Consider the following 12,440-nt stretch of genomic DNA (forward strand, 5'->3'; position numbering starts at 1 on the left):
AGGTGAGTAAACTGCCGGCATTTTACCCCGGGATGGGGCGATACCGAAACCGCCAGTTAACGGGCGCTGCGCCGAATGGCCACCACCACCGGTACCAGGCCCACCAACACCAGAGTCACCGAGGGCAGCGCCGCCAGTTGCCACTGGCCCTCAGCCGTCATCTCAAAGATACGCACTGCCAGGGTGTCCCAACCAAAGGGGCGCAGCAGTAAAGTGGCGGGCATTTCCTTCATCACGTCGACAAAAACCAACACCATGGCGGTCAGCAGCCCGGGCCGCAGCATGGGCAGGTAAATCCGCCACAACCTCTCGGCTGGCCGCGCGCCCAAAGAGGTCGCCGCCTCTGGCAGACTGGGTCGTATCCGTTCCAGCGCTGACTCAAGCGGTCCACCGGCTACCGCCAGAAAACGAATCCAGTAGGCCGCCAGCAGGGTGGCGATGGAGCCCACCAACAGCGGCTTGGGCTCCAAACCCAGCCAGCCCTGCAGTGGAATCAACAGCTGTCGGTCCAAAAAGGTGAAAGACAACATGATCCCCACCGCCAGTACCGAGCCCGGTAGGGCGTAGCCCAACTGCGCCAGAGCAAATACGCCCCGACCGCGGCGGGCGAGCCGACGGCAAAACGCCAGCACCAGCGCCACTGCGGTGGTCAGCAGCGCCCCCAGGCCAGCCAGGGTCAAGGAGTGTTCCACCAGCCCAAAGAAACGCTCAGAGAGCTGTGCGGCGCCCTCGCCCCAGGCCCATAACAGCAATTGCAGCACCGGTAACAAGAAGGCCAGGGCCAGTACCACGGCACAGTAGGCCGACACCGCCCAGGCTCGCTTAGTCCCCAAATCCAGGCGTTGGCGGTGTTGAAGTCGCTGACCTTGAACGAACTGGCGACCGCCCCGGGAGCGGCGCTCCGCCACCAGGGTCAGAGCAACAATAAGGAGCAACAGCGACGCTAACTGAGCGGCGGCCTGCAAATTAAAAAAACCAAACCAGGATTTATAGATAGCGGTAGTAAAAGTATCAAAGTTAAAGATGGCTACCGCGCCAAAGTCCGCCAGAGTCTCCATCAAAGCCAGACTGACCCCGGCAACAATGGCGGGCCGGGCCATGGGCAGGGCCACCCGAAAGAAAGTTTGGCGATGGCTGCAGCCAAGCGCCCGGGCCACTTCCAGAGTTTCGCTACTCTGGGACAGAAAGGCACTGCGCGCCAGCATATAAACGTAGGGATAGAGCACCAGCGAAAACACCAGCACGACACTGATATCGCCTCTTACATCGACACTGCCCCAGGCCGTGCCAAAGGCACTGCGCAGCGCACTTTGCAGTGGGCCGCCGAAGTCAAACACCCCCAGTAACACAAAGGCCATCACATAGGCCGGCACCGCCAGCGGTAGCATCAGCAGCCATTCAAAGGCTGCCCGGCCGGGAAAGCGGTACATCACCACACACCATGCCAGACTGACCCCCAACAGGGTCACCGACATCCCCACCCCCACCACCAGCACGGCGGTGTTGCGCAGCAGCCGGGGCAGCTGGGTGGCGGCCAGGTGGCGCCAAATCTCGGTCTCCGGCGACAACCAGCTCAGCACCACCACAGCGACCGGCACCAGCACACCAAATACCGCCAGGCCGCCCAGAGCGAACAGCCCGGCCCGGCGATCCAGGCCAGCACGAGCGCCCCAGCGTGGCGCCGGGTGGGCGAGCACAGCGGAGTCCGTCACGGAGTTTATCGGTATCCCGCCCGGTCCATCAGACGAATGGCATCAGCCTGCAGGCGACCGGCCTCACTGACCGGCACCGAATCTGCTTTGAAGTCGCCCCAAGATGCAATCAGCGATGAGGGTTTTGAGGCGGGATTGACCGGAAATTCCTGATTCAGTTCGGCCACGTCGTACTGGGCCTCGGGGCCAGACAACCACTCCAGCAGCGCTTTGACCTCAGCCTGATTATCGCTGGCAGCGGTTGCACCCGCACCGGAGATATTGACATGCACACCGCGATTCAATGGTGCCTCGCCACTCTGGTTAGCCCAGAACAGGTTGACCGGCAGGCCGGGGTTTTCGACTTTTTTACGGGCCAGATAGTAGGTGTTCACCAAGCCGACATCGCACTGGCCCGCCTCAATGGCCTCGATCACCTTGTTATCACTGGCAAAGGGCGGTACCGCCAGGTTTTTCACCCAGCCCTTAACGATCTCTTCGGTCTTGGCCTCACCGTGGGCCACAATCATGGTGGCCACCAGGGACTGGTTGTAGACTTTTTTGGAGGTGCGCAGACACAGGCGGCCGCTCCACTTGTCATCCGCCAGCGCCTCATAGCTGGACAGCTCGCTGGGGTCGACCCGCTCACTGGCGTAAACGATGCTGCGGGCCCGAATCGACAAGCCAAACCAGCGCCCCTCCTCATCCCGCAAGTGGGCGGGAATATTGTTGTTCAGTACCTCAGATTGCAGCGGCGCCAACACCCCCATCTGAGCAGCCTGCCACAAGTTGCCCGCGTCCACGGTGATCAGCACATCGGCCGGGGAGTTTTCCCCTTCGGCTTTTAAACGCGCCAGCAAAGGCCCAGCGGAATCGGTGACATAGCGGAACTGCACACCGGTCTGCGCCGTGTAGTGGTCAAAAATAGGCTTGATCAACTGTTCGATCCGGGAGCTGTACACTACCAGTTCGGTGGTTTCGACGGGCTCAGCGGCGGCACTCTCCTCCGCCTCGCCGCTTGGCTTCCCACAGGCAACCAGTGCTAAAGCGGAAAACAAAATCAATAGATAGCGATGCAGACCTCGCATGACGAATCGGTACTCCCAAGGCCAAAAGAACAATGATAATAATTATCAATTATAGAGCAAGCGCGAGAATAGAAACAAGCGTTAGAACAGCGGCGGAACCTGACCACCCAGCTTTACGACTCGACCTCAAACACCGGCCTCGATACCCATGGCCCGGCTGACAATCCGCCGTTTTAGGGGCGCTGCCCCATCCAGCCAGGACATACCAATATTGCGGATCAAGCGCAGCGGCGGCAGCGAGCTGCCAAACAAATTCTGAAAGCCCTCCATTGCCGCCATCATCGCCAGGTTATCGCCTTTGCGGCGGCGCTGATAGCGGGCCAACACACCGCGATCGCCAGCCGACAACTGTCGCTCGCGACCTCGCAACAGCTCTTCGGCCAGGGCCTGGGCATCGGCAAAGCCCAGGTTGATTCCCTGGCCAGCCAGGGGGTGAATACTGTGGGCCGCATCGCCGATCAGCACCACCGAACCCCGGAAATAATCCACTGCGTGGCGCTGGCGCAGCGGGAAGCTAAAACGCTTGCCAGTGGCCACCACCTCGCCCAATCGGTGCTCAAAATGGCGGCCCAAGGATGTGCAAAACTCATCGTCAGGTTGCGCCATCAACGATTCCGCCAGCGCCGGCGTAGCCGACCAGACAATGGAGCTAAAGGTGCCGCTACCCTCGGCGTCCGCCAACGGCAAAAAGGCCAGTGGGCCCTCCGGCAAAAACCGCTGCCAAGCGGTATCGCGATGGGATTGAGAGGTCTCCACCGTGGTGGCTATGGCCCAGTGTTTGTAATCCCACTCCCGGGTGTGAAAACCGGCCCATTGCCGCACCCGGGAGTTGGCGCCATCGGCGGCCACCACCAGTGCGGCCCGCAGGCGGCGACCATCCGCTAGTTGCAGCACGGCGCTATCACCGCAATTCTCCAGTGACTCGGCCTGCACACCGAAAATACACTGCACACCGCCTCGCTGCCGCAGGCGGTGCAACAGACTGGTGGTAATGATGCGGTTTTCGACAATGTGGCCCAGGCAAGGCCGGCCCACGTCCGCCGCATCAAAATGAATCTCTCCGGTGCCCTCGGCATCCCACACTGACATCTCCCGGTAGGCACAAGCACGCTGGGCGACAATATCCCGCCACACTCCGAGGCTGTCTAAAAAGCGCCGGGAGGCCTCGGTCAGCGCGCTAACTCTGGGGTCGTAATCGGCAACGCTTTCACCCAGCGGCGGCAATTGCTCAGGAAAGGGCTGGGCCTCCACCACCGCGACCCGCAGGGAGCTGTCCGCCAGGGCCAGGGCCAGGGCGCCGCCGGCCAGACCACCACCCACAATCAGCACATCGCAGACTTGTTCTTCGGCCATTTGCATCCTGTTCTACTCCGCTCGCGGCGATCTGCCGGGCGGCGCTCCGCCGGCCGCCGCCATGCCCGCCGCCTGAGCCACAAAGCGGGACTTCAGCGGCGGCGCCATATCCAGGCCCAACAGCCCCAGGTTGCGGGCCACACTCAACAGCGGCTGACGATTGCTGAACAAGCGGGTCACCCGATCTGAAAAGGCGGTGGTCAGCCACTGGTCCCGACCCTGTCGCTGCAAGTATGACTGCAACACTGTCAGCTCGCCGATATCCTGCCCGCGAGTCTGAGCAGCGGCCAGCAGCTCCGCCAGACAATCGGCATCCCGCAGGGCCAGGTTAAAGCCCTGCCCCGCCACTGGGTGCAGGGAATGAGCGGCATTGCCCATCACCGCCACCCGGCGGCGAATTTGCTCTTCTGCCCGCACCAGTCGCAGCGGATAGCTGGCGCGCCGGCCCACTTCCACAAGGCGCCCCAGGCGATAGCCAAAGCGGGCCTGCAGATTCTCCAGGAAGCTCTCGTCCGGCCAGTCCGCCACCGCCGCTGCCTCATCGGCGGGGAAAGTCCACACCAGGGCCGAGCGGGAGCGCTGCTGCTGATCCGGCAGCAGCGGTAACATTGCCAGCGGGCCATCGGCGGTAAAGCGCTCGAAAGCACAGCCCTCATGGGGCCGCTCGGTGGCGATATTGGCAATGTAGGCCACTTGGTGGTAATCGTCTTCCAGTCCGTGAATACCCAGTTTTTGGCGCAGACCTGAGTCAGCGCCATCGGCCACCACCAGCAGTTTGGCCTCAACAGTGCGGGATTCGTCAGTGGCTTTATCAGCTACAGTCACCACCGCAGCACCGTCGCGAATCTCAACCTCGCTAACCGCTGCAGGCGCAATCATTTCAACGTTGCTGTCCCGGCGCAGTCGGTCCAACAGCACGCTGCCCAGCCAGGCGTTTTCCACCACGTGCCCCAGCGCCGGCCAGCCCTGACTGGCTGCGGTCATTTCGGCACTGCCAAAATGGCCTCGATCAGACACATGAATGCGGCGAATGTCGCAGGCGTACTGAGACAGCGTTGACCATACCCCGAGCTGGCGATAAATCTCGGCACTGCCATAGGACAGGGCTGTGGAGCGGGCATCAAAACTGGGACGGTATTCGGGCGCCGCCCCCACCGGCGGCAGCGGAAAGGACTCCACCACCGCCACCTTCAGCTGGCCGCGACTGTGGTGGTGAAGACTCAGCGCCAGGCTGATCCCTACCATGCCGCCGCCGGCAATAACAATGTCGTAGGACGTATTCAAGCGTTCTCCGCCATCAGCGCTTCGACGTCATCGATATTCTTCACCACATCGGCGGTAAGAATGTCACAGCCGGCCTTAGTCACCGCGACGTCGTCTTCAATGCGAATGCCAATGCCTCGCCACCGCGGATCGACATCGCTGTTATCCGGGGCCACATAAATGCCGGGCTCCACCGTCATTACCATATTCTCTTCCAGCACCCGCCAGTTGCCACCGATCTTGTAGTCGCCCACATCGTGCACGTCCATGCCCAACCAGTGTCCCGCTCGGTGCATGTAGAAGGGCCGATAGGCCTCTTTCTCGATCAGTTCGTTAACATCACCTTTGAGCAGCCCCAGGGCCACCAGCCCCTCGGTGATCACCTGCACCGTCGCCTCGTGGGGGGCGTTCCAGTGGTTATCGACGCGGATAGTGTCAAAGGCCGCCTGCTGCGCCGCCAGAACCACCTCGTACAACGCCCGCTGCTCGCCACTGAAACGACCGTTGGCGGGGAAAGTACGGGTGATATCCGCCGCGTAGTGCTGGTATTCGCAACCGGCGTCGATAAGCACCAAATCGCCATCCTTAACCTGATCGCTGTTCTCTACGTAGTGCAAAATGCAGCCGTTTTTACCGCTGCCCACGATCGAGCTATAGGCGGGGAAGCGAGCCCCCGCCATGGCAAACTCGTGCTGAATTTCCGCCTCAAGCTGGTACTCGTAGACACCGGGCCGACAAAAGCGCATGGCGCGGGTGTGGGCGCGGGCAGAAATTTCGCCGGCTTCTTTCATAATGCGCAGCTCGGCGGCACTTTTAAACAGGCGCATATCGTGGAGGAAGTGATCGAGGTCGAGAAACTCACCGGGGGGATGCGCACCACTGCGCACCTTGGAGCGAATCACGTTGACCCAGTGCATCACCTGCTGATCGAACTCAGCGTGGCGCCCCATGGCGTAGTAGACCCGCTCCCGGCCTTCAATCAGCCCAGGCAGAATGTCGTCAATATCGCTGATGGGAAAGGCGTCGTCGGCGCCGTAGTGCTGGCAGGCCCCCTCCGGGCCGGCGCGATAGCCTGTCCACAGCTCCATGGCCGGGTCCCGATCCTGACAGAACAGCACATACTCGCCGGCCTCGCGCCCTGGCAGCAAAACCAGTACCGCATCGGGTTCATCAAAACCGCTCAGGTAAAAGAAGTCGCTATCCTGTCGAAACGCATATTCCGAATCCCGGCTGCGAATCTGCATTTTGGCAGAGGGCACAATGGCAATACTGTCGGGCTCCATCATGCCCATCAGGTTTTTGCGACGGCGGGCAAATTCCTGCTTGGTAATAGTCATCAATTAGTCGCACCTTGGTTGAGGAAACCAGCTTATCACAGGCCCTGGAGTACGCCGCTGATCAATGTAGCCGATGACCGGCGGGAGGGCCCTGATCACCGTTGGTCGGATTCGCCGTGCTCGCCTCATCTGCCTCATGGCACTCGGCGTAAATGGTCATTGCCACCACCCGCACATACTCACAGACTTCAAAAAAGTCTTGCTCGCCCTCCTCGGCATCGGGTTGATCCGCCGAGATTTGCGCGATGGCGGCCAGGTCGTTGAGGGCCTCTTTAAGGTCGTCGGAGGCATCGGCTAACGACCCGCCGCTCATTTTGGCAGCCATGGCAAAGCCGGTCAGAAAACCCTGGCACCACTGCCCCAAGCTGGCAATGCGAGCCTCCAGCTCAAACTCATCCCCGGGCAGCAATAAGCTCAGGCCCATGTCGCCGGCCTGCAATTGCGTCAGGGCCGACTGATAAATGGCAAAAAGGGGCTCACCGAGCTCCGGGTTGGGCTTGTCGATATCCAGTAACTCGGCACACTGATCCAACCAGGACGACAGTGTCGCTCGGCCGCCCACCGCGATATAGCCAGTGGCGTAGCCGTGCAGCTCCGCCGGCGGCTGCAGAGCCCCGATGTGCAAAAACAGGTCGGCCAGATCATCGTGTTTTAGGGCTTGGGACATAGCACTCGGCATATTGAACAAAACAAGCGCGAATGGTAGCAAATTCGAACATTGACCGCTGCAATCGCGCCAATCTACTATTGGTCGAACTTTTACGCCTGCCCGGCAGAGACAGGGAACCCTAAAATGGACGAGCGACAGCTTCGCAGCCTGGAACGAAAAATCGATGAGCTGATCGAACTCTGCGATCAACTGGACCGGGAAAACCGAGAACTGAAAGCCGATGCGCAAAACTGGCGCTCGGAGCGGGAACAGTTGATCGAGAAAACCGATACCGCGCGGGCCAAGGTTGAAGCGATGATCCAACGGCTGCGCACTCTGGAAAAGGATTCGTAAGCATGGATACCGTCGTCGTCAAAATTCTCGACAAAGAATATCAAGTCGCCTGCCCACCCGATGAACAACAGGGTCTGCTACAGGCGGCCCACCATTTGGACAAGCAGATGCGGGGCATTCGCACCTCCGGTAAGGTCATCGGCCTGGAGCGTATTGCAGTGATGGCCGCCCTCAACATCTGCTATGAACTGATTCAGTTACAGCAGGCGGGTACCTCCAGCGACAGCGAAAACGCCGCCGTGAAGCGCATTAACGACAAAATTGAGGAAACCCTGCACCGCTGCCGTCAGCTGGAGATCAACTAGCAAGCCTGGGCGCAGCGCACTCGGCAATGTCAATACGGTGAAGCACCCTATGACCCCGCCGGCACAATCGTTATAATGGGCTACACCCTGAAGTATTCGCTAGGTTGCTAGACCCCTGAGCCGATGCTTAAAAACCAGGAGCGATCCAGCCGAAATTGGTGTGCATGTCCGCTCGACGGAAAGCCTAAAAATTTCGCGGAAAACTCCACCTTGAACCAATGGGTTCAAGGGCCGTGCGACCGGCGGTACTTTGGGGCTTTTATCTTCCCCTCCTGTTCACTTCATGACTTTTCCATGCGCAGCAGCAAGCTATACTGTCGCTCATGAATCGTCAGCAAAAACAACAGCTTCGCCGCCACCTGCGGGAGCAACGCCAATCCCTCAGCGCCGGGCAACAGCAACACGCTGCTTTCCAAGCCATGCGGCATTTACAGCGCCTGCCAGTGTTTCGGCAGGCCCGCCATATCGCCGCCTACCTCGCCAACGATGGCGAGCTCTCCACCGAAGTGATATTGCGCCGCATTGCCCGCAGCCAAAAACAGCTCTACCTACCTGTCATTCACGCCCGGCGCGACACCGTCAGCATGGCCTTTCATCGCTACCGCCTGCGGCAACATCTGGGCCGAAACCGCTTCGGTATTGACGAGCCCGGCTCGCGACGATTGCCCGCCCGCGCGCCGCACAGCTTGGATTTGGTATTGCTGCCGCTGGTGGGCTTTGATCGCCGCGGCAGTCGGTTGGGGATGGGGGGAGGCTTCTACGACCGCGCCTTTGCCTACAAGCGCCGCCGCAACGGTCGGCGCAATCCCGCTCTGGTGGGCCTCGCCCACAGCTGCCAAGAGGTAGAGCGCATTCCCGGCGACGATTGGGACATCCCGCTGGACGCCATCATCACCGAGCAGGGCGTGATTTGGACCTCGCGCCTATAGGCAACACTGCGATAGGCCCCAAAGAGCCTAGCTCAAAAACAGCTTGTAGGCGGGGTTCTCGCTCTCTTCGTGATAGGGGTAGGCGAGCTTGTCGAGAAAACTTTCCAGGTCTTTGCGCTGTGTTGGATCAGCCTGCAATGCCACCAACACCCGGCCGTAGGCGGCGCCGTGGTTGCGGTAGTGGAACAGGGAGATATTCCAGCGATTGCCCAGCTTGGTCAGGAAGTTCATCAACGCGCCAGGGCGCTCGGGAAACTCAAAGCGATACAGCAGCTCGTGCTCCACCGAGGCGGGCCGGTGCCCCCCTACCAGATGACGGATATGGAGTTTGGCCATTTCGTTGTCGGTCATATCCAGCACTGGATAGCCCATACCCTCCAATGACGACACCAGCTCGCGGCGATCCTCGCCACCTTGTCTGACCGACACCCCCACAAAAATCTGCGCGTCCTGGTCGTCGCCGTAGCGGTAGTTGAACTCAGTGATATTGCGCTTGCCCAGGGCATTGCAAAACTTCTTAAAACTGCCGGGGCGCTCGGGAATGGTCACGCTGAGAATCGCTTCACGCTGTTCGCCAATCTCGGTGCGCTCAGAGATATAGCGCAGGCGGTCAAAGTTGGTGTTGGCGCCGCTGTCGATGGCCAGCAGAGTTTTACCTTCGCAGCCCTCCCGCTCGACGTATTTCTTCAGGCCCGCCAGAGCCAAGGCACCTGCCGGCTCGGCGATAGAGCGGGTGTCGTCAAAGATGTCTTTGATGGCGGCGCAGATTTCATCGGTGTTGGCGGTAATTACATCGTCGATGGTTTTGCGCAGCACTCGGAAGGTCTCTTTACCGATCTGCGCCACGGCGACGCCATCGGCAAAAATGCCCACCTCCGGCAGACGGGCCCGCCGCTGCTTTTCCATGGCCAACTTCAGGCACGCGGCGTCTTCCGGCTCTACCGCAATGACCTTCACTTCCGGGCGTACAAATTTGATGTACGCCGCGACGCCGGCTGCCAGACCGCCGCCACCGACCGGCACAAATACCGCATCCAAGGGGCCGTGGACCTGGCGCAGAATCTCCATACCCACTGTACCCTGCCCAGCTATCACCTCTGGATCGTCGTAGGGGTGGACGTACACCATGCCCTTTTCTTGTACCAGCTTCTTGGCGTAGTTGGAGGCCTCGTCGTAAGTATCGCCCTGCAGTACCACCTTGCCGCCCCGGGCGCGTACCGCATCCACCTTAATCTGTGGAGTGGTTCGGGGCATCACGATGGTCGCTTTTACACCCAGTTTAGTGGCGGAAAGCGCCAGGCCCTGAGCGTGATTCCCTGCCGATGCGGCGATCACGCCTTTGCGACGCTCCTCCTCGGTCAGGTGCATCATCTTGTTGTAGGCACCGCGCAGTTTGAAGGAAAAAACCGGTTGCAGATCCTCCCGCTTGAGCAGGACATTGTTGTTTAAACGGCGGGACAACTGGGGCGCAGGGTCCACCGGCGATTCGATCGCCACATCGTAGACACGGGCATCCAGTATTTTCTTGATATAGCTTTGCGGCATGGTAGAGGGCGCACTCCCGGCAGCTGTGGGCGTAAGCAGTAAGGGCGCAAGTCTACAGGCTATGGCTGCTAAACGCAGCCCTGCGGGGGGATGGGGCGCGAAGCGGCTTAATTCAGCCGCCAGGCAAAACGCACTTCGGCAGAGGAGGCTCGCGCCCTGCCTGCCACACGCTCGGGCTCAAACTTACAACGACTGAGGGCCTGTAAGGCGGCGTTATCCAAACGTTGATAGCCGCTGCTTTCCTTCACCGAACCCTCTTCCACATTGCCCTGGGCATCGACATTGAACGCGAGAATCACCGTGCCCTCCTGACGGAAGCGTACCGCCGCCTGGGGATAGACCGGTCGCCGGCAGGATTCCCAATCGATCGCGGCAGGCACCCGTTCAGCTGCGGCCACCTGAGCCCCGCGAGCTGGCGCTGAGGGCTGCTGAGGGGTGGGCTCTGACTCAGCCTCCGCCTCGGCAACCTGCTGTTGGCGGCGCGCCTCTTCCAGAGCCCGCTGCCGTTCGCGCTCGGCCGCGCGAGCCCGGGCTTCTGCGGCAGCCGCTGCTTCCTGGGCGGCATTGGCCGCCGCCTGAGCAGCCGCCAGCGCCTCAGCCTGCTGCTGCATAGCTTGGGATTGCGCCTGCTGACGGCGGGCCTGATCGCGCTGATCAAACTCACTGTCGATTCGCTGCTGCCAATCGCTCAGCACCGCCAGCTCATCGTCCTCTTGGCCACCCGCCTCCAGGCCGGCGCTAACCTCGACCACCGCTGCTGGCGGTGCGCTGCTGTCGGCATCGCCTCCCGACAGCAGCCAGGCCGCCAATCCCGCTGTGGCACACACCGCAAACAGGGCGATGGCGACCACCCCTTCCGCAGATTGCGCGATTCCCGATTTTTGTTCTGTGTTGACCGCGGCACTTTGGCTCATGAATGTCCTCCTGTTATCAAGCTCTAGGCGGTGAGCCCGAACAGACGACCGATGCGCTTAAAGACACCGCGCTTATCTTTTTCCGGCGGCGGTGGTGCAGTATTTTCAGCAACCAGGCGCAGGGTTTGTTGAGGATTGCGCAGCAGCACCTCGTGCCGACGCATGGCGAGGTTGATACTGCCCCGCAGCAAACCCTCACCGACTGGCTTGTTGAGGAAGCGATAAATCTGCCCGTGATTGATCAATTCAATGCTTTGGCCAGCATCGGCGTGAGCGGAAAGCACAATCGCCACCAGCGAGGGGTGATGCTGCCGCAGCGCCTGAAGCAGCGTGCTGACATTGTCGCCATCTACGGTCAGGTCGGTGACCAGGACCCCCACAGACTGTCGCTCCAGAATATCCAGGGCTTGGTCCAGATTCTGCGCGGTGTATACAGCGCGCTCCTGGCTTAGCACCCGATGTAAAGCCGTGCGGGTGGGCTCGTCGTCGTCCAAGACCAATACACCCGGGCCACCTGTTTGGGCTTCGGCGGCGGGCTGGGAGGCTGCCTCTGAACTGCCCGCTTCCGCCTCTGTGCCCACCTCGTCGTCGACCAGTTCGGGCTCGCAATCCACTTCCGAGGCCTTAACCGCATCGGCAATGGTGGCCCGCAAATCGGCATTGGCCCAGGGCTTGTTGATATAGCGGAATATCTCGCCGTCGTTAATGGCATCGAGAATGGCGCTTAAGTCTGAGTAGCCCGTTAGCAATACCCGGATGGCTCGGGGCCGCAGGCGCTTGGCGCTGCGCAAAAACTCCACGCCGGTCATTTGTGGCATGCGCTGATCGCTGACCACGACGTCCACGTCGTTGTCCCGCAAAATGTCCAGAGCGGCATCGCCGGAATTGGCGGTGAACACCTCGTAAGTGTTGCGGAACAAGGCCTTCATTGCGATGAGAATGCGCGGCTCGTCATCGACAAATAAGACGCGCGCGCGATCGGCATTGGATTCTGCTGTCATCATCATGCTCC

The 12,440-nt window shown here is 60.7% G+C and carries 12 protein-coding genes and 1 other RNA gene; 4 read left to right on the plus strand and 9 right to left on the minus strand.

Translation table 11 applies throughout. The annotated features are described in order from the left end of the window. Positions 1–56: 56 nt before the first annotated feature. From I6N98_RS17175 to I6N98_RS17200, 6 genes are all read right to left on the minus strand, one after another. The gene (locus tag I6N98_RS17175) at positions 57–1,712 is read right to left on the minus strand and encodes an ABC transporter permease (protein WP_232787392.1); all 1,656 of its coding nucleotides are present in this window, start codon (positions 1,710–1,712) and stop codon (positions 57–59) included. Positions 1,713–1,717: 5 nt separating this feature from the next. Continuing rightward, on the minus strand, positions 1,718–2,779 hold the full coding sequence (locus I6N98_RS17180; RefSeq protein ID WP_198569548.1) for an extracellular solute-binding protein: 1,062 nt from the start codon (positions 2,777–2,779) through the stop codon (positions 1,718–1,720). A 126-nt stretch (positions 2,780–2,905) separates the two neighbouring features. Then, the gene (locus I6N98_RS17185) at positions 2,906–4,132 is read right to left on the minus strand and encodes a UbiH/UbiF/VisC/COQ6 family ubiquinone biosynthesis hydroxylase (RefSeq protein WP_337924599.1); all 1,227 of its coding nucleotides are present in this window, start codon (positions 4,130–4,132) and stop codon (positions 2,906–2,908) included. A gap of 12 nt (positions 4,133–4,144) precedes the next feature. Continuing rightward, positions 4,145–5,416, minus strand: coding sequence for a 2-octaprenyl-6-methoxyphenyl hydroxylase (gene ubiH / locus I6N98_RS17190; protein ID WP_198569550.1), 1,272 nt, complete (start codon positions 5,414–5,416; stop codon positions 4,145–4,147). Continuing rightward, entirely contained in the window at positions 5,413–6,732 is a 1,320-nt protein-coding gene (pepP, locus tag I6N98_RS17195; protein WP_198569551.1) for a Xaa-Pro aminopeptidase, read from the minus strand. Before pepP ends, ubiH begins: the two co-directional genes overlap by 4 nt. A gap of 61 nt (positions 6,733–6,793) precedes the next feature. Continuing rightward, positions 6,794–7,399: a UPF0149 family protein gene (locus I6N98_RS17200; protein ID WP_198569552.1), complete on the minus strand. Its 606-nt coding sequence runs from the start codon at positions 7,397–7,399 to the stop codon at positions 6,794–6,796. Between the two features lie 126 nt (positions 7,400–7,525). Here I6N98_RS17200 and I6N98_RS17205 point away from each other — a divergent pair, with 126 nt between their 5' ends. From I6N98_RS17205 to I6N98_RS17220, 4 genes are all read left to right on the plus strand, one after another. Beyond that, the gene (locus tag I6N98_RS17205) at positions 7,526–7,735 is read left to right on the plus strand and encodes a TIGR02449 family protein (protein WP_198569553.1); all 210 of its coding nucleotides are present in this window, start codon (positions 7,526–7,528) and stop codon (positions 7,733–7,735) included. 2 nt (positions 7,736–7,737) lie between these two features. Then, positions 7,738–8,040: a cell division protein ZapA gene (locus I6N98_RS17210; RefSeq protein WP_198569554.1), complete on the plus strand. Its 303-nt coding sequence runs from the start codon at positions 7,738–7,740 to the stop codon at positions 8,038–8,040. 81 nt (positions 8,041–8,121) lie between these two features. Then, a non-coding RNA gene (gene ssrS / locus I6N98_RS17215) (6S RNA) lies at positions 8,122–8,301 on the plus strand. Positions 8,302–8,363: 62 nt separating this feature from the next. Beyond that, entirely contained in the window at positions 8,364–8,969 is a 606-nt protein-coding gene (locus I6N98_RS17220) for a 5-formyltetrahydrofolate cyclo-ligase (protein WP_198569555.1), read from the plus strand. Between the two features lie 27 nt (positions 8,970–8,996). Here the strand turns inward: I6N98_RS17220 and ilvA are convergent, their stop codons facing one another. The 3 genes from ilvA to I6N98_RS17235 all read right to left on the minus strand — a co-directional run bounded on the left by ilvA (position 8,997) and on the right by I6N98_RS17235 (position 12,435). Further along, complete coding sequence (ilvA, locus tag I6N98_RS17225; protein ID WP_420497004.1) at positions 8,997–10,553, minus strand: threonine ammonia-lyase, biosynthetic; 1,557 nt, start codon at positions 10,551–10,553, stop codon at positions 8,997–8,999. A gap of 68 nt (positions 10,554–10,621) precedes the next feature. Continuing rightward, positions 10,622–11,428 (minus strand): energy transducer TonB, encoded by an 807-nt coding sequence (locus I6N98_RS17230; protein WP_198569557.1) that lies wholly within the window; start codon positions 11,426–11,428, stop codon positions 10,622–10,624. A gap of 23 nt (positions 11,429–11,451) precedes the next feature. Continuing rightward, positions 11,452–12,435, minus strand: a complete 984-nt coding sequence (locus tag I6N98_RS17235) for a response regulator (RefSeq protein WP_232787393.1) — start codon at positions 12,433–12,435, stop codon at positions 11,452–11,454. Positions 12,436–12,440 lie beyond the last annotated feature (5 nt).

This window comes from Spongiibacter nanhainus, from assembly GCF_016132545.1.
In the GTDB taxonomy this organism is placed as follows: domain Bacteria; phylum Pseudomonadota; class Gammaproteobacteria; order Pseudomonadales; family Spongiibacteraceae; genus Spongiibacter; species Spongiibacter nanhainus.

What these genes read in the sequence shown, in the direction of transcription:
- I6N98_RS17180 (WP_198569548.1), bottom strand. Translation starts at nt 2,779, where the DNA reads ATGCGAGGTCTGCATCGCTATCTATTGATTTTGTTTTCCGCTTTAGCA.
- I6N98_RS17185 (WP_337924599.1), bottom strand. Translation starts at nt 4,132, where the DNA reads ATGGCCGAAGAACAAGTCTGCGATGTGCTGATTGTGGGTGGTGGTCTG.
- pepP (WP_198569551.1), bottom strand. Translation starts at nt 6,732, where the DNA reads ATGACTATTACCAAGCAGGAATTTGCCCGCCGTCGCAAAAACCTGATG.
- I6N98_RS17200 (WP_198569552.1), bottom strand. Translation starts at nt 7,399, where the DNA reads ATGTCCCAAGCCCTAAAACACGATGATCTGGCCGACCTGTTTTTGCAC.
- I6N98_RS17205 (WP_198569553.1), top strand. Translation starts at nt 7,526, where the DNA reads ATGGACGAGCGACAGCTTCGCAGCCTGGAACGAAAAATCGATGAGCTG.
- I6N98_RS17210 (WP_198569554.1), top strand. Translation starts at nt 7,738, where the DNA reads ATGGATACCGTCGTCGTCAAAATTCTCGACAAAGAATATCAAGTCGCC.
- I6N98_RS17220 (WP_198569555.1), top strand. Translation starts at nt 8,364, where the DNA reads ATGAATCGTCAGCAAAAACAACAGCTTCGCCGCCACCTGCGGGAGCAA.
- I6N98_RS17230 (WP_198569557.1), bottom strand. Translation starts at nt 11,428, where the DNA reads ATGAGCCAAAGTGCCGCGGTCAACACAGAACAAAAATCGGGAATCGCG.
- I6N98_RS17235 (WP_232787393.1), bottom strand. Translation starts at nt 12,435, where the DNA reads ATGATGATGACAGCAGAATCCAATGCCGATCGCGCGCGCGTCTTATTT.